Source organism: Campylobacter sp. LMG 17559, assembly GCF_024723605.1.
In the GTDB taxonomy this organism is placed as follows: Bacteria; Campylobacterota; Campylobacteria; order Campylobacterales; family Campylobacteraceae; genus Campylobacter_D.
Genome location: NZ_JANQCZ010000009.1, coordinates 22,705 through 45,337 on the forward strand (window position 1 = coordinate 22,705; position 22,633 = coordinate 45,337).

The 22,633-nt window shown below is 30.1% G+C and carries 21 protein-coding genes and 1 other RNA gene; 11 read left to right on the forward strand and 11 right to left on the reverse strand.

Annotated elements, in window-relative coordinates:
* Positions 1 to 24 precede the first annotated feature (24 nt).
* The 4 genes from gltX to gdhA all read left to right on the forward strand — a co-directional run bounded on the left by gltX (position 25) and on the right by gdhA (position 4,945).
* Positions 25 to 1,416, forward strand: a complete 1,392-nt coding sequence (gene gltX, locus CAMP5082_RS05775) for a glutamate--tRNA ligase (protein ID WP_337206169.1) — start codon at positions 25 to 27, stop codon at positions 1,414 to 1,416.
* On the forward strand, positions 1,416 to 2,651 hold the full coding sequence (locus tag CAMP5082_RS05780) for a malate oxidoreductase (protein WP_039628903.1): 1,236 nt from the start codon (positions 1,416 to 1,418) through the stop codon (positions 2,649 to 2,651). The genes gltX and CAMP5082_RS05780 overlap by 1 nt, the downstream gene beginning before the upstream one ends.
* 248 nt (positions 2,652 to 2,899) lie before the next feature.
* Positions 2,900 to 3,565, forward strand: a complete 666-nt coding sequence (locus tag CAMP5082_RS05785; RefSeq protein WP_263679072.1) for an MqnA/MqnD/SBP family protein — start codon at positions 2,900 to 2,902, stop codon at positions 3,563 to 3,565.
* Between the two features lie 12 nt (positions 3,566 to 3,577).
* Positions 3,578 to 4,945: an NADP-specific glutamate dehydrogenase gene (gene gdhA, locus CAMP5082_RS05790; RefSeq protein ID WP_337206170.1), complete on the forward strand. Its 1,368-nt coding sequence runs from the start codon at positions 3,578 to 3,580 to the stop codon at positions 4,943 to 4,945.
* A gap of 22 nt (positions 4,946 to 4,967) precedes the next feature.
* Here gdhA and CAMP5082_RS05795 read toward each other — a convergent pair whose 3' ends face one another.
* Genes CAMP5082_RS05795 through selA form a run of 4 tightly spaced genes read right to left on the reverse strand, consistent with a single transcriptional unit; the run spans position 4,968 to position 9,376 of the window.
* Positions 4,968 to 5,495 carry a hypothetical protein gene (locus CAMP5082_RS05795; protein WP_263663406.1) on the reverse strand — a complete coding sequence of 176 codons (528 nt, stop codon included), beginning with the start codon at positions 5,493 to 5,495 and terminating at the stop codon, positions 4,968 to 4,970.
* A complete protein-coding gene (locus CAMP5082_RS05800; protein ID WP_337206171.1) occupies positions 5,482 to 6,195 on the reverse strand; it encodes a thioredoxin fold domain-containing protein in 714 nt (237 codons plus the stop codon). The genes CAMP5082_RS05795 and CAMP5082_RS05800 overlap by 14 nt, the downstream gene beginning before the upstream one ends.
* A gap of 51 nt (positions 6,196 to 6,246) precedes the next feature.
* Positions 6,247 to 8,052: a selenocysteine-specific translation elongation factor gene (selB, locus tag CAMP5082_RS05805; protein ID WP_337206172.1), complete on the reverse strand. Its 1,806-nt coding sequence runs from the start codon at positions 8,050 to 8,052 to the stop codon at positions 6,247 to 6,249.
* Complete coding sequence (selA, locus tag CAMP5082_RS05810; RefSeq protein WP_337206173.1) at positions 8,045 to 9,376, reverse strand: L-seryl-tRNA(Sec) selenium transferase; 1,332 nt, start codon at positions 9,374 to 9,376, stop codon at positions 8,045 to 8,047. The genes selB and selA overlap by 8 nt, the downstream gene beginning before the upstream one ends.
* Before the next feature lie 89 nt (positions 9,377 to 9,465).
* On the opposite strand from selA, the gene CAMP5082_RS05815 reads away from it, so the two are divergent.
* Positions 9,466 to 11,118, forward strand: coding sequence for a 4Fe-4S dicluster domain-containing protein (locus tag CAMP5082_RS05815; RefSeq protein WP_337206174.1), 1,653 nt, complete (start codon positions 9,466 to 9,468; stop codon positions 11,116 to 11,118).
* Positions 11,119 to 11,128: 10 nt separating this feature from the next.
* Here the strand turns inward: CAMP5082_RS05815 and CAMP5082_RS05820 are convergent, their stop codons facing one another.
* The 4 genes from CAMP5082_RS05820 to modA form a co-directional block, all read right to left on the reverse strand.
* Complete coding sequence (locus tag CAMP5082_RS05820) at positions 11,129 to 11,443, reverse strand: DMT family transporter (protein WP_263663411.1); 315 nt, start codon at positions 11,441 to 11,443, stop codon at positions 11,129 to 11,131.
* A 190-nt stretch (positions 11,444 to 11,633) separates the two neighbouring features.
* Positions 11,634 to 12,488, reverse strand: a complete 855-nt coding sequence (locus CAMP5082_RS05825) for an ABC transporter ATP-binding protein (RefSeq protein ID WP_337206175.1) — start codon at positions 12,486 to 12,488, stop codon at positions 11,634 to 11,636.
* Entirely contained in the window at positions 12,482 to 12,871 is a 390-nt protein-coding gene (locus CAMP5082_RS05830) for a hypothetical protein (RefSeq protein WP_337206176.1), read from the reverse strand. The genes CAMP5082_RS05825 and CAMP5082_RS05830 overlap by 7 nt, the downstream gene beginning before the upstream one ends.
* Positions 12,868 to 13,614: a molybdate ABC transporter substrate-binding protein gene (gene modA, locus CAMP5082_RS05835; RefSeq protein WP_337206177.1), complete on the reverse strand. Its 747-nt coding sequence runs from the start codon at positions 13,612 to 13,614 to the stop codon at positions 12,868 to 12,870. The genes CAMP5082_RS05830 and modA overlap by 4 nt, the downstream gene beginning before the upstream one ends.
* Positions 13,615 to 13,834: 220 nt before the next feature.
* Between modA and CAMP5082_RS05840 the strand changes: the two genes are divergently transcribed.
* From CAMP5082_RS05840 to CAMP5082_RS05850, 3 genes are read left to right on the forward strand one after another with little or no spacing between them, the layout of a single operon-like run.
* Complete coding sequence (locus CAMP5082_RS05840; protein WP_337206178.1) at positions 13,835 to 14,521, forward strand: MlaA family lipoprotein; 687 nt, start codon at positions 13,835 to 13,837, stop codon at positions 14,519 to 14,521.
* A 9-nt stretch (positions 14,522 to 14,530) separates the two neighbouring features.
* Complete coding sequence (locus CAMP5082_RS05845) at positions 14,531 to 15,100, forward strand: Tgt2/MlaC family protein (RefSeq protein WP_337206179.1); 570 nt, start codon at positions 14,531 to 14,533, stop codon at positions 15,098 to 15,100.
* A complete protein-coding gene (locus CAMP5082_RS05850; RefSeq protein ID WP_337206180.1) occupies positions 15,100 to 17,565 on the forward strand; it encodes an efflux RND transporter permease subunit in 2,466 nt (821 codons plus the stop codon). The genes CAMP5082_RS05845 and CAMP5082_RS05850 overlap by 1 nt, the downstream gene beginning before the upstream one ends.
* Before the next feature lie 24 nt (positions 17,566 to 17,589).
* Here CAMP5082_RS05850 and rdgB read toward each other — a convergent pair whose 3' ends face one another.
* Positions 17,590 to 18,195, reverse strand: a complete 606-nt coding sequence (gene rdgB, locus CAMP5082_RS05855; RefSeq protein WP_263702274.1) for an RdgB/HAM1 family non-canonical purine NTP pyrophosphatase — start codon at positions 18,193 to 18,195, stop codon at positions 17,590 to 17,592.
* A gap of 88 nt (positions 18,196 to 18,283) precedes the next feature.
* Between rdgB and CAMP5082_RS05860 the strand changes: the two genes are divergently transcribed.
* Positions 18,284 to 19,585: an MFS transporter gene (locus tag CAMP5082_RS05860; RefSeq protein WP_337206181.1), complete on the forward strand. Its 1,302-nt coding sequence runs from the start codon at positions 18,284 to 18,286 to the stop codon at positions 19,583 to 19,585.
* A 6-nt stretch (positions 19,586 to 19,591) separates the two neighbouring features.
* On the opposite strand, the gene CAMP5082_RS05865 is transcribed toward CAMP5082_RS05860, so the two are convergent.
* Positions 19,592 to 20,635, reverse strand: coding sequence for an AI-2E family transporter (locus CAMP5082_RS05865; RefSeq protein WP_337206182.1), 1,044 nt, complete (start codon positions 20,633 to 20,635; stop codon positions 19,592 to 19,594).
* Positions 20,625 to 21,635 carry a Holliday junction branch migration DNA helicase RuvB gene (ruvB, locus tag CAMP5082_RS05870; RefSeq protein WP_337206183.1) on the reverse strand — a complete coding sequence of 337 codons (1,011 nt, stop codon included), beginning with the start codon at positions 21,633 to 21,635 and terminating at the stop codon, positions 20,625 to 20,627. The genes CAMP5082_RS05865 and ruvB overlap by 11 nt, the downstream gene beginning before the upstream one ends.
* A gap of 87 nt (positions 21,636 to 21,722) precedes the next feature.
* Between ruvB and CAMP5082_RS05875 the strand changes: the two genes are divergently transcribed.
* Both CAMP5082_RS05875 and ssrA read left to right on the forward strand, forming a co-directional pair.
* Positions 21,723 to 22,133: a histidine phosphotransferase gene (locus CAMP5082_RS05875; protein ID WP_257399298.1), complete on the forward strand. Its 411-nt coding sequence runs from the start codon at positions 21,723 to 21,725 to the stop codon at positions 22,131 to 22,133.
* Position 22,134: 1 nt separating this feature from the next.
* Positions 22,135 to 22,493: a transfer-messenger RNA gene (gene ssrA, locus CAMP5082_RS05880) on the forward strand.
* Positions 22,494 to 22,633: the final 140 nt, after the last annotated feature.

The window sequence follows — 22,633 nt, forward strand, 5'->3', positions numbered from 1 at the left end:
TAAAAATTTAAAAAAGGTAAAAATATGCAAGAAATCACAACGCGTTTTGCTCCTTCTCCAACAGGATATTTGCACATAGGAGGGCTTAGAACGGCTTTGTATAATTATCTTTATGCAAGAAAAAACAAGGGTAAATTTTTATTGCGTATTGAAGATACGGATTTAAAAAGAAATTCACAAGAAGCTACACAAGCTATTATAGAAGCATTTAAATGGTGTGGGCTTGATTATGATGGGATGATTGAGTATCAATCCCAAAGATTTGATATTTATAAAAAATACATTCAAAAATTACTAGATGAGGGTAAGGCTTATTATTGTTATATGAGTAAAGAAGAGCTTGATGAGTTAAGAGCTAAGCAAGAAGCAGCTAAAGAGCGCCCAAAATATGATGGTAGATATAGAGATTTTAAAGGAACTCCCCCAAGTGGTATTGAGCCTGTAGTGCGTATAAAAGCACCACAAAGTGGAGAGATTAAATTTATAGATGGTATTAAAGGCGAGGTTAGTTTTAAGGCTGAAGATATTTTAGATGATTTTGTAATTGCAAGAAGCGATGGTAGTCCAATTTATAATTTAACCGTTGTAATTGATGATGCGCTAATGGGTGTGAGTGATGTTATAAGAGGGGATGATCATTTATCAAATACCCCAAAACAAATCGTTCTTTATGAGGCACTAGGCTTTAAAATTCCTAAATTTTATCATGTGGCTATGATACATGGTGAAGATGGTAAAAAACTTTCTAAACGTCATGGAGCAACCGATGTGATGGAGTATAAAAATATGGGGATTTTACCTCAAGCCCTGCTAAATTTCTTAGTGCGTCTTGGTTGGAGTCATGGCGATGATGAAATTTTTTCTTTAGAAAGTATGCAAGAGCTTTTTGATCCAAATCATATTAATAAAAGTGCTTCTTGTTATAATTTTAAAAAGTTAGAATGGCTTAATGCTCATTATATTAAAACTTTACCTTTTGAAGAAATCAATAGACAATTAAAAGATTTAGGTTTTGATTTAAGTCAGTATGAAAAAGCAGGCTTTTTGCTAGATATGTTAAGAGAGAGAGCTAAAACTTTACATGATATTATTAGCGGGGCTAAAGTGTTACTAAATGACCCAAAAGAATATGATCAAAAGGCTGTAGATAAATTTCTTAATGTAACAAATTTAACTTATTTGGAAAAATACGCTATGGTTTTAAATGAGCAAAAAAATGCTTGCGAATTTGAAGAATTAACTAATCAATTCTTAGAAGAAAATAATCTTAAGTTAAAAGATCTAGCCCAAGCTATACGCATTGCACTCACTGGAAGCTCGGTAAGTCCTAGTATATTTGAAGTATTAGAATTTTTAGGAGTGCAAAAAGCTAAGCTTAGAATAGAAAATTTACTAACTTACATGAAGGAGAAATAATGAATTTAAAAGAAGAGGCTTTAGAGTATCACCTAGGTGGTAAAGTAGATATTATTGCTAGAAAGCCTATGGATAGTGCGCATGATTTGTCTTTAGCTTATTCTCCAGGGGTTGCTGAACCTTGTGTTGAGATAGCAAAAGATGAAACTTTGGCTTATAAATACACTAATAAAGCTAATTTGGTTGCCATAGTAAGTGATGGTAGTGCGGTTTTGGGGCTTGGCAATATAGGAGCAAGTGCAAGTAAACCTGTGATGGAAGGAAAGGCTTGTTTGTTTAAAAAATTTGCTAATGTTAATGCTTATGATTTAGAAATTAATGCCCATAGTGTAGATGAGATTGTTACATTTTGTAAAGCTATAGCGCCTACTTTTGGAGGAATTAATTTAGAAGATATTTCAGCACCAAAATGCTTTGAAATAGAAGCTGCTTTACAAGATCTTGGAATTCCTGTAATGCATGATGATCAACATGGTACTGCGATCATTTCTACAGCAGGATTAATGAATGCTATGGAAATTAGTGGTAAAAAATTTGAAGATATTAAAGTAGTAGTAAGTGGTGCGGGTGCAGCGGGTATTGCAAGTGCTAGAATGTATAGAAATTTAGGGGTTAAAAATATCGTTTTAGTAGATAGTAAAGGCGTGATTAATACCCAAAGAGATGATTTAAATAAATACAAACTAGAATTTGTAAGTGATACTAAAGATAGCACTTTAAGAGAGGCTTTAAAAGGTGCTGATGTGTTTTTGGGTTTAAGCGCGCCTAAGATTTTAGATGATGAGATGATTTTAAGTATGGCTAAAGATCCTGTGATTTTTGCACTAGCTAATCCTGTGCCTGAAGTAATGCCTGAAGATGTTAAAAGGGTTAGAAATGATGCTATAGTTGGAACAGGTAGAAGTGATTATCCAAATCAAATTAACAATGTTTTAGGTTTTCCTTTTATTTTTAGAGGAGCTTTAGATGTAAAAGCGACTAAAATCACTGAAAATATGAAAGTAGCTGCTGCTAAAGCTTTGGCTGATTTAGCTAAGCTTGAAGTAACTGATGAGGTAAAACAAGCTTATGGAGTAGAAGAGCTTAGCTTTGGTAGAGATTATGTGATACCAAAACCATTTGATAGTAGGGTAAAAGCTGTAGTTAGTGCTGCTGTGGCAAAAGCTGCAGTTGAAGATGGAGTGGCTTTGGTGAAAGAATTTGACTATCAAAAATATCTAGCAAGCTTACAATAGTTTTTATAGATTAAGTTTTATTTAAAATATTTTTTTGAATAAAACTTAATTTTTATTTTTAATCTTTCAATTTGACTTTTCTATTATTTTAATTTTTTACTTAATAATCTAAGATTACAAAATAATTTTTTACAATAAATGTTAAATTTTGATATAAATTTTAGTATTGATTATATTTTTAATTAAATTAATTTATATTTAAGATATTTTTTTATAGGATACTAATACTTAATAATAGAAAGGCTAAGATGGTTTTTGGAAAGATAGATTATCTTAATTTACTCCCTTTGCATATCTATCTTAAAAAAGCAGCTTTTCCTAGCTATGTTAAGCAAACTACAGAATACAAAAAAGGGGTTCCTAGTAAGCTAAATCGCCATTTGTATTTTAGACGTATTGATGCAGCGATTATTTCAAGTATTGAAAGTCGTAGAAAAAAATACAAAACCTTAAATGTGGGAATTTGCGCAAGCAAAAAGGTAAAAAGCGTTTTAGTAAAAAAACATTCTCAAAGCAAAGAAGATGCAAGTTCTGCAACTTCTAATGCTCTTGCAAAAGTTTTAAAGCAAAAAGGGGAGGTTATCATCGGTGATAAGGCTTTAAAACTTTATTTGCAAAATCCAAAAGATTATATTGATTTGTGTGAATTATGGTATGAAAAGACAAAACTACCTTTTGTTTTTGCGCGTTTTTCTTGTGTTAAAAATTTTTCTATTTATAAAAGAATGATGAAAAATTTCACAAAAAGTAAAATTTTCATTCCACAATATATTTTGCTAGATTATTCTAAATCAAGAAATCTTTCTCAAAAGGAAATTAGCGCATACTTAAAGCTAATTTACTACAAAATAGGAACAAAGGAGCAAATGGCGCTAAAAAAATTTTTAGCTAAAACAAACAGCAAGATACTATAAAAAGGACAATTTATGAGTACGGCTAAACAATATATCAAAGAAACTTTAGAAAAAATTCAAACAATTTCCCCAAGACAACCTATATTTTTTCAAGCAGCAACTGAGGTATTAAATTCCTTAGAGCCTTTACTTGAATCTAATAAAACCTACCAAGATCATGCGATATTAGAGCGTATTGTAATGCCTGAAAAAACAACTATATTTAGAGTTGTATATATCAATGATGCGGGTAAAGCTCAAACACATTTTGGCTATAGAGTGCAGTTTAACTCTAGTTTAGGTCCTTATAAAGGTGGGATTAGATTTCATCCTAGTGTAAATTTAGATGTTTTGAAATTTTTAGGTTTTGAGCAAATTTTCAAAAATTCTTTAACGGGTTTGATGATAGGTGGTGCCAAAGGTGGAGCAAATTTTGATCCTAAGGGTAAAAGCGAAGCAGAAATTATGCGTTTTTGTCAAGCTTTTATGGCCGAGCTTTCAAAAATCATAGGTGCAAGCACTGATGTGCCAGCGGGCGATATAGGGGTTGGTGCTAGGGAAATTGGATATATGTTTGGAGCTTATAAGAAAATTAGCTCTAATTTTGATGGAACCTTAACGGGAAAGAAAATTCCATGGGGTGGAAGCTTAGCAAGAACAGAAGCAACAGGATATGGCTGCGTGTATTTTACTCAAGAAATGCTAGCAAAATACAACAATGCATTAGAAGGAAAAGAGTGTGCAGTTTCAGGTAGTGGAAATGTGGCAATTTATACCATAGAAAAATTGCATCAACTTGGCGCAAAAGCAATCACAATAAGCGATAGCGATGGATTTGTTTATGATAAAGATGGAATAGATTTAGATTTATTAAAAGAAATTAAAGAAGTAAAAAGAGCTAGGGTGAGTGATTATGCAGCGCTAAAAAAAGGTGCTGTTTTTACTCCAAAAAGCGCGTATAAACAAGGTTGTAATGGAGTATGGAGTATACCTTGTGATATAGCTTTTCCAAGCGCTACGCAAAATGAGTTAAATTTAGAAGATATTAAAACCTTATATCACAATGGTTGTCGTATGGTAGCAGAGGGAGCTAATATGCCAAGCACACTTGAAGCGATTGATTTTATGTTAAATCAAAAAGACTTTTTATTTGCTCCAGCTAAGGCTGCAAATGCAGGCGGTGTAGCGACTTCTCAACTTGAAATGCAACAAAATGCAAGTATGTGTCAATGGAGTTTTGATGAAGTTGATGCAAAATTGCATAAGATTATGAAAAATATTTTTGAAAATTCATACGAGTATGCAAAAGCTTATAATCATGAAGGAAATTTAGTAGTAGGTTCAAACATAGCAGGCTTTAAAAAAGTAGCTGATGCGATGATTGATCATGGTTATATTTAAAAAGATGGCTTAAATGCCATCTTTAATGCATATAAAAAAAGCTTGTTATTTGATTAGCGATTTTTTCTTCTAAAGATTCTTTGGCTCTATCTATATTGCCAAGATAAGCAGTTCTTGCTAAAAGTGAGGTGCTTTGAGTAGAGTTTTTGGAACTAATTTGTAAATTAACTTGCAAAAGATAGTAATTTTCTACTTCCATTTCAAAAACATTATCTATTTTATCAAAGTCATTATAAAAAAATCTCGCATTAGAAGCAATTAGTCTTTGTGCATAAGAAAATTTCTTAAAATCTACTATATTGATATAAATTTTATAATCACTTTGAGTATTATCTAAAACCAATCCCAAATTTTGTAATTTTTGAGCGAGTTTGGCCTCTAAATTTGTGTTTAATTTTGAAGGATTATTGATATGTAAAGAAAAACTTTGATTTTTATTAGCATGTAGGAAAATACCCTCATTATTTGTTTGGATAAAAGTTTGCATAGGGCCTGTGCAAGCACTTAAAAATAGTGCAAGCACAAGCAAGAAAAGATTATTTTTGAGCATCGATTATGGTTGGTACGGCGCGAAGACCAAGTTTAGAGTATTTTGCAAAAGTTTCTCTTACTGCTTTAACTTCAGCTTCACTAGGTTTTTTATAATCTTTTATATCTTTATCGTAGTATTTTTTCATGATAGCGATTTTTTGCGCATCGTTTTTAGCATTTTTGCTTTCTTTATAGATTAATGCAGATTTTTCAAATGCGCTTGTATCATGGATAGGGGTTAAGATAAATTTAACTTGATGAGTTTTTAGTGTTTCTTCTATTTTATCTAAATGCATTCTACAGTATGGACATTCAGGATCGCTAAAAACATAAAGCAAAGGTTTGTTTTTATCGCCTAAAGAAATAAACATTTTTTCTTTTTTAAGTTCCACTAGAGCTTTTTTTGAAAATTCAGCTTGTTGTTTTTCCATGAGTTTTGCTTGATAAACTTGAGAATAAAATTCACCTTTTTTTACATCAATTACTTCGGTTGTGATGATATTATCTTGAGTGAAAACGATTTCTTGGAAATTTTTACCACTAATTTCAAAATTAACTATCACAGCTTCAAAGTTTGTATCAGGAATTTTTTCTCTACTAGAAACACTAATATTTGCATTTGATAAATTTGGATTTTTCTTAAAAAAATTAATAATTTCTTCATTACTTGCAGCAAATAAAGAGCTAGCAAGAGTTAAAAGAGCTAGAGATTTTTTCATTTTTTTCCTTTAATTTAAATTTGTATCATTATAAAATGTAAATTTTAACACTTAGACTTTTAGCATTCTTTTTTCCTCGATTTTTACCACTTGAGGATAGTTTTTATCAAGGTATTCTAAGTAAGCTATGGCGTATTTTCTTGAAATTTGAAAATGATTTTTTACAAAAGCGACATCTAAATGATGATTTTGTAAAAGCTTTAAAAACTCTTGCATGAGATTTTCAAGGGCATTTTTTTCTATAAAAAGATTATGCGCTAATCTTTTGACTTTGTTTTCTTTGGTGAGTTTTTTTAAGATAAGATCTCCATTTTTCCTATCAAGCTCTAAATATTCATAAAGATTATAAGGTGCGGTAGGTTTTATACCTTCTTTTTTTAAAATTTCATAAAGCTCACAATGAGCCTTTTCTTGTAATTTTTCAAAATTTTGTCCTTTTAAAAACCATATGCCGTCTTTAAAATCTAATTTTTCTTGCATTTGCTTGAGTACATAAGCACAAAAATTTTCACTCGCCCAGCTAAGCCTTAAGGCGATAGAATGAGGTGAGATTAAAGCATAAGGATTTTTAGAGAAAATAAAATCAATAAATTCTTTCAAAGTTTGCATAGCATTTAAATCATATACATTTAAAGCTTGCTCATCGACAAAAACATGATCTAAACTTTTTGCTAAGTTTAAAGCTTGTTCATGAGTGAGTTTAAAGCGTTGATAGCTTGAAAGTAAGCCAAAGCCAAGTTTGTGAGTTTGTTTTAAAAACTCAAATACTTTTTTAAAATCTTTTTGTTCTAAAAGTGCTAAATACTTAGCTTTTATATCTTTTTTTAAAGGCTCACTCACTGCATTTAATACCACGCCACCGCTTTTAATACGCCCATTTTCAAGCAAGATAAATTTATCATCAAAACACAAAGGTAAGTTTTTATCAAACTCTAAACTAATATAAGTTTTATCTTCAAATTCTTTGATTACAATAATTTTTGCATTAAGCTTTTTTGAGCCACTACAAAATTCTAAAATACTCCCGTGTTTAATCTCTGTATTAAAAACAACCCCATCGATACTTTTAAAGCTTTTAAAAACACCTTTTTTGCTTAATACATAGCCTTTTTTTAACTCATGATAATCACAATTTAAACTCAAAGCAACTCTATTATAAGCTTTTGCTTCTAAAACATTTTCTTCATGAATTTGTATATTTTTTACAATGATATCTTTTTGATTTTCAAGGCAAAAGATTTTTTCATTTTTGCTGATTTTTCCTTCATTTAAGCTTCCTGTTACTACCGTTCCTATACCTTTTAGAGAAAAAACCCTATCAATGTAGTATCTAAAAATCAAATTTTCATCATTTTCTTTAGGCTTTAAACTAAGTAGATAGTTTTTTAAATTTAATATACTTTGCTCATCATAAATGCTTGTTGGAAAAACTTTTAAGATATTGATTTTAAAGGCTTTTAATTCTTTTAAAAGCTCTGTTTGCTTTTGTGTTAAATTTTTGCATAAATCAACCTTACTCAAAATAAGCACCACATCTTTTACGCCTAAAAATTCCAAAACTCTTAAATGCTCTATACTTTGAGCCTTTAAACCCTCGTTTATATCTATGACAAACATACACACTCTAAAGCCAAAAGCACCACTTATCATAGTTTTAATCAAACTTTCATGCCCAGGCACATCAATAAAAGCAATGTTTAAATTTTCACTTTTTAAATTTGAAAAGCTAAGATTAATCGTAATGCCTTTTTCTTGCTCTTCTTTTAAATCATCACCCTCAAAACCATTTAAAGCTTTAATAAGCGAAGTTTTACCATGGTCAATATGCCCAGCAGTGCCTATGATGATACTATGCATGAAATACCTCTTTGATAGTGTGGATTAAACGGTTTAAATCTTTTTCTAAAATACTTCTAAAATCTAGCACAAAATGCCCATTTTCAACACGGCCGATTACGCCTTTTTTTCTAAATTTTTCTTGTAAAAGCAAAGCTTTCTCATCAAAACTTAACACAAAAGTATCTAAGCTTTTATCAGGCATAGAGCCACCGCCTACTAAACTTTTAGAAGCTTTTAATTCACACTTAATAGGAATTTTTTCTTTGATAAAGAGAGCCTTTTTTTCTATGGTTTTTAAATCATCATTTAAAAGTTTTAGTGTAGGAATTTTTTCATATTCTTTTTCTAAGTATGCTTTGGTAGTTTCATTTAAAAAAGCTAGGGTGATTTTATCAACCCTTAACATTCTTAGAAGTTGATTTTTCTTTAGTTGTTGAATGTATTTTTTCTTTCCAAGTATAATGCCTGCTTGCGTAGAGCCAAAAAGCTTATCACCACTAAAACTTAAAATATCACAATGTTTTAAAAGCTCTTTTACACTCGGCTCATTTTTACTAAGTTGTTTATTAATCTTTTCACACCAGCCAGCACCCAAATCATAATAAGATATGAGTTTTTTCTTTTTTGTTAAAGCATGAATTTCGCTTAAGCTTACTTCTTCAAAAAACCCTTTAAAAGCAAAATTAGAGCGATGAGTTTTTAAAATCATCTTAGTATTTTCATTGATAGCTTTTTCATAATCATATAAATGAGTTTTATTGGTCGTGCCTATTTCTTTTAGCTTAACACCAGCTGCTAGCATAACTTCAGGAATTCTAAAATTTCCCCCAATCTCAACTAGCTCACTTCTTGAAGTAATAACTTCTTCATTTTTTGCTAAGGTGTTTAAGATCAAAAATACAGCCGAGGCGTTATTATTAACAACCAAACAATCTTCACAATCAAATAATATTTTTAAATTCGCACTAAGTGCGTCATACCTTGAGCCTCTTTTGCCACTTTGCATGTTAAACTCTAAATTTGAATAAGAACAGATGAATTCTTTAGTTCTTTCAAAAATACTCTCATCAATAATGCTACGACCAAGATTAGTATGTATGATAACTCCAGTAGCATTGATCAAACTTTGACTTTGCATGTTTAAAAACTCATCAATGCTTTGAGTAATTTTACTTAGCAAATCTTGCAAGCTAAAATTTAAATTTTCATCTTTACTTAGTTCTTTTTTACAATTTGAAACAACTATTTTTGCAAAATGAGATCTTAAATATAAAGGGTAGCTAGCCAAGTTTTCATCGTTTATAAGCGTGTTTATGGGTGGAAAATTTCTAAATTTGTTCATCTTAAACCTTAAGAATAAATTAGTAAAATTATAACTTTTTTATAATGAAATTTATATAATTAAGATTAAAAAATTTAAAAGAGAGCGTTATGAAAGATTTTGTATTTTTAGAAAATGAAGATTTAATTCCTTTAAGTGATGATATTAGTATAGTTCAAAAAGCCTGTAATGAAGAAGTTTTTATAGGAAATTCAAAGCTTTTAAATCCTGAAGTTTATGCACCTGAGATTAATTTTTACCTTAAAAACTCACAAGATGATGTGCTTAAAAAAGCCAAAACTATTGAGTCTTTATATAAGATTAGATCTAAAGTTTATGATTTAGGACTTGATTTAGAATACACCAAAGAAGTGGGTAAAAATGTAATTATTGTAAGCAATGAGGATCAAAATGAGCTTATTGAAAGCTTAAAAAAACAAGAATACAAGGTTTTAAAACTAAGTAATGAGCAATGTTTGGGTGTTTTAGGTTGCGTGGGCGAGCTTTGTGTGATAGCTTTAAAAGATAATGAGCAAGTAGAGATTGATTGTGATTTTTTCTTATATGATGTAAAAAAAGAAAGTTTTGATCAACAAAGTGGTTGCTATGATTTAACTACTTTAAGTCAAGAAGAACTTATAAAGCTTTTAAATTCTAATTCTCCAAAATATAAATTTAGAAATTATATTAGTTATGATGATAGCATCTGTCAATACCATGAAAGAAGAAGTGTTCATTGTGGAAAATGTGCTGAAATTTGTCCTAGTGTGGCTATTTTAAAAGATGATGAGCAAAGAAAATTAGAATTTTCTCATGTGGATTGTTTAAGCTGTGGTGATTGTGTAGGAATTTGTCCTAGCGGGGCGCTTGATTATGCACCTATGCCACGCAATAGCTTTTATGAAATTTTAAAATTTTATGAAGATAAAATCATTTTAATCATCCCTGAAAAAATGTCTATAGAAAATTTAAATATCACTTTAAAAGAAGATGTAATGCCTTTTATGATTAAAGGTGAAAACTATCTTGATCAAGCACATTTTTTAGCTATGCTTCAAACAAGTGGTGCGAGTGTGGTTTTTTATAGCGATGGCTTATCGCAAGGTGCTTTAGAAGTGATAGCTTTGATGAATGAAATTTTTCAAAGAAAATTTAAACAAAATGCAATTTTTCTAGCTAAAGATGAAAAAGAACTTTTGGAGGCTATAAATCAAGCACATTTTATAGAAAATCTCAAATTTATTTCTTATAATCCTGCGCTTTTAAAAAGAGAAGATTTTGCTATAAGATTAAGAGAGCTTATAAAGGAAGAAAATTTAGGCAATATCCCAAGCAAAGAATGGATACGCTATGGAAAAATCACTATCAATACAGATACCTGTACCTTATGTCTTTCTTGTGTGGGAGCTTGTAATGTAGGAGCTTTGGTAGCTGATACTAAGGATAATTCTTTGAAATTTAATGCAAGCTTATGTACTACCTGTGGATATTGTGAGGCAAGTTGTGCTGAAAAAGATACTTTAATGCTTCAAAGAAGCGGGATAGATCTAGAAAAAGAGTATTTTTCTTTTATGGTTTTAGCTCAAGATGAACTTTTTGCCTGTGTAGAATGTGGGAAAGAATTTGCTACTAAAAAGGCTATTGAGAAAATCGCTAGCATTATGAAGCCAAGATTTATGGGTGATGAAGCTAAGATAAAAACACTATATTGCTGTGCTGAATGTAAAGCAAAAGTAATGATACAAAGTATGAATGTGCTTTAAGCCAAAAGGCTTAAGCACTAAGTTTTAATCCCACCACTCCAGTGATGATTAAAATAATAAAAATGATTTTATTAATGGTTATTGCTTCTTTAAAGATTAAAAATCCCACCACGCTAACAAGTGCCAAACCACAACCTGCCCAAGTTGCATAAGCTATGCTTAAATCAATTTTTTTCAAAGCATAAAATAAACCTGCTAAAGAAAATGAAAAAAACACCGCAAAAACGATTAAATAAAGATTATTTTTACTTATGCTTGCATACTTCATCGAGCTTGTTGCAATCACTTCAAAAACTATACTAATTGCTAATACTAACCAATGCATTTTATATCCTTTTAAATTAATTTAAAATGAAATTACAAAAGGATAAAAGGCGGGGCTATGGCGTAGAAAAAATAACCATATGCAGTTTTTATCTTCCATTTTGTCCATAAGCTTGTATAAAATTTTAAAATAAAAAACCCATAAGTCATTTGTAACCTTGCAATAATTTATCTTATTTTAGCATTGTTTTTTATATCTTAGTTAAATTTAGTGCAAAAGCTTTTTGACTTAAAAGCACCTCATCATTTTCTTTAAAATCTTTAGCTTCTAAGGGGCTTAGTGCTACTTGACTGATTTGATTACCTATGGCAAGTATGGCTATAAATATGCTATCTTGCTTTTGTAGTTTTAAAATACGTGCTTTTATGGCAAATTTTTGCGAGCCTTGTGTCTTTAAAAAAACTTCACTAGGCGAGCCTTCTTTGATGATGGCTCCATTTTCTAAAACAATGACTTTATTAGCTAGTTTATAAACTTCACTTACATCATGGCTGATTAAAATAGTAGTGATTTTATAAGTTTTATGTATATTTAAAAGATAATCATGTAAGTGTAGTTTTATCTCATTATCTAAGGCGCTAAATGGCTCATCTAAAAGTAAAAGTTTGGGTTTTTGCATAATAGCTCTTGCTAAAGCTACGCGTTGTTTTTGTCCCCCGCTTAGTTCTAAAATATGACTTTTTTTGTGTTTGCTTAAATCTAAAAGTTCTAAAAGTTCATTAGCAAATTTTAGATCTTTTTTGGCAAAAAGTAAGTTTTGCTCTACATTCATATTTTCAAATAAAGCATAATCTTGAAAAACAAAACCAAGTTTTCTTTTTTGTGGGCTTAGAAAGTTTTTATCATCAAAAAATATAGTATCGTTAAAAGTGCAAATTCCTTGCGCTTTTTCAAAACCCGCTAAAATTCTCAAAAGCGTAGTTTTACCACTACCGCTTTTTCCAAAAATAGCACAAAAATCCCCTTCTTTAACTTCAAATTTAACATTAAGTTTAAATTCTTTTTCTTTATTTTTAAAGATTTTTTCAAAGTCAAGTTTTAGCATAAATACTCTTTGATAAATAAAGCACTAGGATGTACATAAGCAAATACAAAATCATTTTTTTGATAATTTTGTTCTAAAAACTCATGGGTGCTAATTTGAGCTTCGAAAGTGCAAATTTCATTTTTTAATTTTATGATAGTGATGATTTGTCCTTGAAAAATATCAATGATTTTTGCATAAAAGGTATTTAAAAATGAGTTTTCTAAATTTTTTTTACTAAGCAAGCACTCGCTACTTTTAAAAGCAAGTAAAACTTCTTGATCAATGCTTGCTTTTTCATCAAGTTCTAAAGCAAGCATATATAATTTATGTTTATTTATAAGAAATTCTACCCAGTTTATATTTTCATGATTTTTTATAGTATTTATTTTAGCTTTAATCATGGGATATTATAGCCATAAGCTTTGAAAATTTCCTTAGCCTTTTTGCTTAAAATAAAATCATAAAATTTCTTAGCTTTAGCATTATCTTTACCATAAGAAGTGATAACAATGCCTTGATTGATTGGTTCATAAAGCTTTGGATCGATTAAAATATAATTTTTTCCTTCTTGGAGTTTATAAGATTTTAGCGTATCTTCATATAAAGCACTTGCTGCTATAAAACCCACATCGGCTGCTTTTAGTGTTTGAGCAAGTGCTTCTCCTATAGATTTTGCCTCGATGATTTTAGCTTTTGTTTGCTCATAAATTTTAGCATTTTGTAAAGTTTCTATGCTAGCTTGACCATAAGGAGCAGCTTTGGGATTGGCTATGGTGATGATTTTTACTTTTTCTTCTTTAAGCGTGTCTAATCCTTTGCTTAAATCCATTCTAACACTGAGTAAAGCTAAAGCTCCTTGAGCATAAATAACAGGTTTTGTGCTAGCAAAATTATCATCATACAAGCTTTGTGCAAATTTCATATTTGCAGCCATAAATATATCAAATGGCGCACCATTTTTAATTTGTGAGACTAAATTTCCACTAGCGCCTAAGCTCACATTGATACTAATATCAGGGTTTTCTTTTTGAAATTCTTTTTGCAAGGCTTTAAAAGCATAAGCTACATTTGCAGCTGCAGCGATATTTACATCAGCGCCATAGCTGAAAATACATAAAAAAAGTAGGGTGAAAATTTTTTTCATTTTTTATCCTTTTGGTAGTAAATTTTGAAAAAATTATAGCTTATTTTTAAAAGCAAAAATAAATTTGTATTTTTTGCATATTTTCTAAGACTTATTTCATAAGCAAATAAAAAATTTTAATTTTTTTAAAGAATATTTTAAAAGCATTTTAATGTAAAAATTTATTTTAATTTTTGTATAATTTAAGATTTTAATTTATGAAATTTTAAAAGGAAAAAGCTTGTTAAAATACATACTAACCTTGTGTTTATTTTTTAACACTTTGATTTTAGCAAATGACTTTGAAGATTTTGAACAAGAATATCAAAAAAAAGAAGTCAAAGATAGCTTTTATAGCTATAATAAAGCTATGAGTAAGTTTAATTATGATCTTTATACTTATTTTTTAAGACCGGTTGCACTTTCTTACAAAAGTGTTACTCCAAGTTTTATAAGAACAGGAGTAAAAAATGCTTTTGATACCACAAGATCGCCTTTTAGATTTATCAATCACCTTTTAAGTTTAGAATTTAGAAAAGCCGGTGAGGAATTTGGAAGATTTTGTGTGAATGTGATTTTTGGATTTGGTTTGTTAGATAGTGCAAGTAAAACTCCTTTAAAAAGTTATGAGGCTGATTTTGGAACGACTTTGGGTAAATGGGGAGTAGGTAGTGGACCACACTTGGTGCTTCCACTTTTAGGTCCTTATAATGTAAGAGATGCTCTAGCTTTGCCTGTAAATTGGTTTATGGTGCCTGAGGGGTATATTGAGAATTTTTGGGTTGGAGTGGGTGTAAATGCTGCATTAAAACTCAATGAATTAAGTTTTGAGTATGAAAAAATAGATGATATTTACCAAAATAGTGTAGATTATTATACTTTTATACGCGATGCGTATGAACAAAGACGCCAAGAACTCATCAAATAAGGAGATAAAATGAAAAAAATCATAGTATTATTTTTTAGTGTAGTATTTGCTTTTGCTTTAAATTTGCAAGATATTTCTAAAACTATGCAAGAAAAAATTGATGAGAGCTTAAAGATATTAGATCAAAATAAAAACGATAAAGCTAAAGCAGCGGAAAGAATCTTTGTTTTATTTGATGGTGTTTTTGATTATGAGCTTATGGCCAAACTTAGTCTTTCTACAAGATATGAAAAATTAAGTGAAAATGAAAAAAATGAATTTAACAAAGCCTTTGAAAAAAATCTTAAAAAAAGTTTCACAGATAAGCTTGCTTTGTATGATTCTCAAAAATTAAAAGTGATTAATTTAGAAGAAAAAAACAAAAGAGCTTTTTTGAAAACTTCTATGATAGTAGATGGCAAAGAAAATTTTGTAATTTTTAAATTTTATGATAAAAATAATGATTGGCAAATTTATGATGTAGATATTTTTGGCATAAGTATCATACAAACTTATCGCTCACAATTTAAAGATGTCTTGCAAAATGGCGATTTTAAAACCTTGCTTGAAAAGCTTTCTAGTGTTGATTTTTCTAAATAATGCTAAGTAAAATTTTAAAAATCTTTCTTAATTTCCCAAAGCTAACTTTGGGGATTACTTTAATCTTTTGTATATTTTTTAGTTTTTTTGCTAAAAATTTAAGTGTTGATGCAAGTGCTGAAAGCTTGCTTTTAGAGCATGATGAGGGTTTGAAACTATATAGAGAAGTTTCAGCACGTTATGGCAATGATAATTTTTTAATGCTTGCTTTTGCTCCTAAAGATAAAGATATTTTCGCTAAAGAAAATTTAGAAACTATAAAAAATTTAACTCTTGATTTAGAAAAAATCAATGGTGTGCAAAAGGTATTTTCTATCACTAATGCACCTTTACTTGCAAGTTCTAAAGGTAAAGAATTAAAAGAACTTATCCAAAATATACCTAATATTTTTAGTCAAGATGTGGATATTAATCTAGCTAAAAAAGAAATTTTAAACCAACCCTTTTATAAAAATAATATCATCTCAAAAGATGGAAAAACAACGGGAGTTTTGATTTATCTAGCACCTGATCTTGTTTATAATGACTTGATTAATTCAAGGGATAATGCAAAAAGTGAAAATGAAAAAGAGCATTTTAGAGCCTTGATTAAAAAACATCAAGAAAATTCAAGAGAATTTAGTGCAAAAAGATTAGAAGAAATTACTAAAATAGTATCTAAATATAGTCAAAATGGAGACTTTTTACACCTTGGTGGTGTAGAAATGATCGCTAATGATATGATTAATTATGTAAAAAGTGATTTAAAAATTTATGGACTTAGTTTAATAGGGCTTTTATTTATAGCACTTTGGTGGTTTTTTAGCTCTTTGCGTTTGGTGTTTTTGGCTTTGGGAATTTGTGTGATTTCGCTTTTTACTTCAAGTGGGATTTTCGCACTTTTGGGCTTTGATATTACCGTAGTGTCTTCAAACTATGTAGCTTTGGTGCTTATTATCACTGTTTCTGTTGTGATACATTTGATCGTACATTTTATAGAAAATTTACACAAACACCCAAAAGCTAGTGTTTATAAGCTTTTGCTCTCAACCTTACTTGATAAAGCAAGTCCTAGTTTTTATGCTATTTTAACCACAGTTGTTGGGTTTTTAAGTTTTGTTTTTTCAGATATTGAGCCTATTATTAAACTTGGTATTATGATGAGTCTTGGTATTAGCGTGAGTTTGATTTTAGCTTATATTTATTTTGCAAGTATTTTGGTACTAATGCCGCGTTTAAATTTTAAAGAGCTTAATCAAAATTCGTTGAAATTTTTAAGTTTTTGTGCAAATGTAAGTTTAAAACATAGAAAAATTATCTATGGCATAAGTTTATTTTGTGTAGTTTTTGCTTTGTATGGAATTTTACAAATTAAAGTAGAAAATAGCTTTGTGAGTTATTTTAAAGATAGTTCTAGGATTAAACAAGGTTTGTTGATTATAGATAAAGAACTAGGCGGAACTATGCCTTTAGATGTGATTATCAAGTTTAAGCAAGGTCCAAAACAAAATGAAAGTTTAGATGAGTTTGAGCAAGAATTCGATGATTTAGCTAAAGATGATAGATATTTTTTTAGTAGTGAAAAAACAAGAATAGCTGCTAAGGTTCATGAGTTTTTAAGTAAGCAAAAATATGTAGGCTCTGTGCTTAGCTTGCAAAGTTTGCTAGAGCTTGGAAAAAGCATTAATGATGGTAAGGCTTTAGATGATTTTGCTTTAGCGTTTTTATATGAAAATTTAGATAAGAATTTTAAAAAGCAAGTTTTAACCCCTTTTGTAAGTGTGGAAAATAATGAGTTGCGATTTAGCGTGCGTATGCTAGATAGTGATCCAAATTTAAGACGTGATGCTTTTTTAAAACAGCTTGAAAAAGACTTAAAAGAACTTTTACAAAAAGATAATGTAGAGGTTAAAATCAGTGGTATTATGCCTTTGTATAATAATATGCTTCAAAGTCTTTTTTCATCACAGTTTGACACTTTAGCCTTTGTGGTGCTTGTGATTTTTGCTTTATTTGTGGTGATTTTTAGAAGTTTTGTTTATGCTTTTGTAGCGATTTTGGCCAATCTCATACCTTTGGCTTTAGTATTTGGCTTAATGGGTGTTTTCAATATACCACTTGATATTATGAGTATTACCATAGCTGCTATTTGTATAGGAATAGGGGTTGATGATATGATTCATTATATTCATCGTTTTAAAGAAGAATTAAAACATAAAAGCTTAGAAGAGGCTATAAAAGCTTCGCATATGGGTATAGGAAGTGCGATTTATTATACTAGTGTTACGATTATTCTAGGCTTTTTGGTAATGATTAGTAGTAATTTTATCCCGACGATTTATTTTGGTTTGCTTACGGTTTTGGCTATGAGTTTGCTTTTATTTGGTTCGCTTTTTTTATTACCAAGTTTTATTTTAAGCTATCATTATCTTAAGCAAAATTATAATAAAGCAACATCCAAATCACATAAAGCCCAAAAGCAATAAGCATATATTTTATAAATTGTTTCATTAATACTCCATTTTTTCTAATGCTCTTAAGATGTAAGTAGCAAACATTAGTGCTTGTGAGCGGTGTGAAATTTTTAATTTTACTTGCTCATCTAATTCACCTAAGGTTTTATCAAAACCTTTTGGGATAAATAAAGGATCATATCCAAAGCCATTATTACCCCTTGGAGTATCAATAGCAAGGCCATGCATATATCCATGCGTACTAAAATGTCCATATTTTGAGCTTATAGCTATGGCTGCAGTGTAAAAAGCTTTGCTTTGATGTAGATTTTTTTCATGTAAGGCTTGGATGAGTTTGTTTCTATTGGCCTCATCAGTGCCTTCTTGAGAGTATCTTGCAGAAAAAATCCCCGGTGCATTGTCTAAAGCCTCTACGCTTATACCGCTATCATCACTTAAGGTGATAAATTCATCTTGTTTTTTGCCTAAAGCATTAAAAATAGCTTTAGATTTTATCAAAGCATTTTCTTTAAAACTCGTGCCATCTTCGATGATTTCAAAAGGGGTGATGATTTCATTTAAGGCATAAATTTCATAAGTAGTTAAAAATTTTTTGATTTCTTCTACTTTGTGTGCGTTAGAAGTTGCTAGAATGATTTTCAATTTTTTCTTCATAAATTACTCTTTTTGTTTTGACTTTAAAAAAAGTTTATCAAAATCATAGTAAAATTATCCTTTATAAGGAGAAAAGATGTTAAAAACCGTTTTACCTTTGTCTTTTATTGTAGGAACTAGATTTTTTGGATTGTTTATAGTTTTGCCGGTTTTAAGTTTATATGCTTTAAATTTAAAAGGAGCCAATGAGTTTTTAGTAGGGCTTTTGGTAGGTGTGTATGCTCTAACTCAAATGGCATTGCAAGTTCCTTTTGGAATTATTTCAGATAAAATAGGGCGTAAAAAAACTATGCTAATAGGACTTGTGGTGTTTATCATAGGTTCTTTGGTATGTTCATATGCTGATGATATTTATACGATGATGTTTGGAAGGCTTTTACAAGGTGCAGGAGCCATAGGAGCAGTAGCTACTGCTATGATAAGCGATTTTATTAATGAAGAAAATCGTGGTAAGGCTATGGCTATCATGGGTTCATTTATAGGACTTTCTTTTGCAGCTTCTTTGGTGCTTTCTCCTTTAATGAGTGCTAAATTTGGACTTTCAAGTTTGTTTGATTTAAGTGCTATTTTGAGTTTAATTTGTATCGTGCTTTTATTTAGCGTTGTGCCAAAAGAGCATACAATAGTACATGAAAATACTAAAACTCCATTGAAAAAACTTTTAAAAGAAAAAAACTTAGCTTTGATGAATCTTACTAATTGTATGCAAAAAATGCTTATGAGTATTGCGTTTTTAAGTATTCCTTTGGTTTTGGTGCATGAGTTTAATTACCCAAGTGAGAATTTATGGCATGTTTATGTTAGCTCTATGGTGCTTGGGTTTTTGGCTATGGGTTTATCAGGATCTTTGGGAGAAAAAAGAGGCTTAAGCAAAGAGATATTGCTTTTAGGTGTGGCATTTTTTATCATCGCTTATATTATATTTGCTTTTTCGTATAATGCTTTAGTGTTTATGGTGGGTGTTGTAGTATTTTTTATAGGATTTAATTTGCATGAGCCTATTATGCAAAGTTGTGCGAGTAAATTTGCCAAAGTAAATGAAAAAGGCGCAGCTTTGGGTGTGTTTAATGCTTTTGGCTATTTTGGAAGCTTTTTAGGTGGTGTTGTAGGGGGGTATTTTTTACACCATTTTAGTTTAGTTTCTCTTGCTTTTATTTTGATAGCTTTGTCTGTAATTTGGTTTGTATTGCTTTTGTTTTTACAAAGTCCAGCAGATTTTAAAAATGTCTATTTATCTTTAGAAACAAAGCATGATTTAAATAATATTAAAGGTATAAATGGAGTTTTAGATGTGTATAAAAACTCTAAATTTTTAGTGATTAAATACAATAAAAAACTTACAAGCGAAGAAGAAATTTTAGCGATTATTGAAAAATAATCGCCTTTATACAAAATGCTTTTCTTTTAAAATCACATATAATTTTAAAGTAGAAATAAAGAAAGTTAAAATAGCAGGTCCAAGGATAATACCCCAAAATCCAAAACTTGAAATTCCTGCTATCATCGCAAAGAAAATTAAAAGTTCGTTAATTTGCGTTGGAATTTGAACAAGTTTTTCATTGATCCATTTAATGATATAAGGTTTTACTAAAGTATCTGCGATAAAAGATATCATTACCACACTATAAATGAAAATCACTAAAGCACCGCTTAGATTATTATTTGCAAATTCATATAAAGAAACAGGCACATAAACTAATGCCCCGCCTACAACAGGGATTAAAGAGCTAAAGCAAAATAATATTCCCATTAAAATCGCATCATAACCATAAAATTTAGTAATGATAGCAAAAAGCACTCCTTGCAAAATGGCATTTAGCACCATAGAATAAAACACAACAGACATTACATTGCTCACTTCACTTAAAATGCCTTGAGTTTCTTCTTTTTTCATAGGTACTATGCTTTTTATATAGCCAATGAGTTGGGCTCCATAAAGATTAGCAAAGAAATAAAACACACAAATTAACACCATATCAGTTAGAAATTTAGTCCCAAATTTAGTTGCGCTTGAAAGATAGGTTAAAATATTTTTAGAGATAGAATTTAAGTCAATACTTGCTAGTGCTTCTTTGATTTTTGGCTCTATAAAGCTTAAGGATTCAGGTAGGTGTAAAGAATAATTTTTAAAATATTCTATGGTATTGTGAAAATAGCTTATATCAAAACCTTTTGCAGCCTTTGCTAGCTCTATAATAGCATATACAAAAGGGATAAAAAATAAAGCTAGCATAAAAGCAGTAGTAGCTGCCGCAGCAACGACTTTTTTACCTTTAAAAATACTTAAGAATTTAACATTAACATTAGAAGTAGAAACAGCCATTAAACTTGCTATGGCTATATTCATCAAAAAAGGTTTAAATAAAAAAAGTACCCAAAATAAAATGATTAAAATAAAACTAATCAAGAAAAAATTACTACTTTTCATCAAATAAACCTTTGTTGTATTTTAATTTTAAAACATCAAAGCTTTTTAAACTCGCAATGCGACCTTTGGCTGTTCTTTCTATATAACCATTTGCTAGTAAATATGGCTCTATTACATCTTCTATGGTATTTTCATCCTCGCTCAATGCTGCAGATATACTAGAAAGTCCTATGGGCTTTCTTTTAGCTTCAGTTAAAAGCTCTAAATACCTTAAATCCATCGCGTCAAAACCAAGCTCATTTACCCCTAAAGAATCAAGCGCTTCTTTAGCTCTTTTTTCGCTAATGATTTCTTCATCATTTACATCAGCAAAGTCTCTTACACGCTTAAGTAATCTTAAAGCAATTCTTGGAGTTGAGCGACTGCGTTTGGCTATTTCCAAAGAAGCTTTTTTTTCACAAGTTTTATTAAGCTTTAGAGCTGCTTTTTCTAAAATGATAGCAAGCTCTTCATTTTTATAAAACTCCAAGCGAAATTGCATGCCAAAGCGATCACGTAAAGGATTGCTCAGCATACCTGCTCTTGTAGTAGCACCTATTAAAGTAAATTTGGGCAAATCGATTTTTATCGTTTGTGCAGCAGGACCACTACCTATGATAATATCAAGACGAAAATCTTCCATAGCAGGGTAAAGCACTTCTTCTATGGCAGGGCTTAAGCGATGAATTTCATCGATAAATAAAATATCTCCTTCGCTAAGGTTAGTTAAAATCGCAGCTAAGTCCCCGCTTTTTTCTATCATGGGTGCAGCGGTAGTTTTGATATTTGCATTCATTTCATATGAGATAATGTTTGCTAAAGTTGTCTTACCAAGTCCTGCAGGTCCACTAAAAAGGATATGATCTAGACATTCATTTCTTTTTTTAGCAGCTTTGATGAAAATTTCTAAATTTTTTTTAATGTTTTCTTGTCCTATGTAGCCATCAAAATTTGAAGGTCTAAGACTTGTTTCATAAGTTTCATCAGGGGAGAATTTTTCAATCTCTACGATTCTATCCATATTTTTTCCATTTTATTTTGTAAGAAATTTTAATTTTATCTAAAATTTGCTAAAATAAACATTTAAACTTAGATTATAGAAGTTTTTATGGGAATTTTAGAGCAATTAGAGTTAGATTACGAGCTTGAAGAAATCGAGCGTTTTTTGTATTTTTTTAGAAGTCTTTGCGATGTTTTAGAGCCTTTGATAGTAAAGCTAAGCAGTGATAGCTTAAAATACAAAGAAGCTTTAAAAGACTTAGAACAAAATATCCACAATGTAGTTTGGGCTGCTAAAAGATTAAATTTAGATGAGATTGCAAATTTTTGCACATTCTGTGAGGAAATTATGCAAGAAGCAGCTAAATTTGATGGGCCTGCTAGCGATGAATTTGTGGATTGGATGTTTTTAGTGGGTGAGCAGCTTGATAGATATTGCAGTGATTATGAAAAAAATGCTTCTTTTTTAAGCGTATTTAACCCTCAAATTGCAAATGTTCCTGATAAAATTTCTAAATAACGGGGACGACTTGGCTTCGACAGGAGTAGAGTGGCCTTGGTGGCATGTCGCTTTGAGCAAAGCGTATAAAGCTCAAATTAAAATTAAACGCAAACAACGTTAAATTTGCTCCTGCTTACGCTAAAGCTGCGTAAGTTCAGTTGAGCCTGAATTTTAAGTGATACTATCTAGCTTAGAATTTGGTCATTTTTGATAGTGTAGATTGAAATTTGACAAGTTTTGATTGAAGTTAAAGTCTTAGTCTAGCTTGAAATTTTGGAAGGTGAGTTTGGCTAGATGAAATTTTCACCTTTGCTAAGCATGTAGATGCCGTGGTTGTTTTATTTTTGGACAGGGGTTCAATTCCCCTCGTCTCCACCAAATTTAATCTTTCATATATCAATTTATTAGAATTTAGTATTTTAATAATTTAATTTCATCAAAGGTTTCTTATTATTGATAGGACTTCAAGGAAGGCTTCTTTTTAGATAGATGGTAAGGTTTTTATTAATTCTAAATTT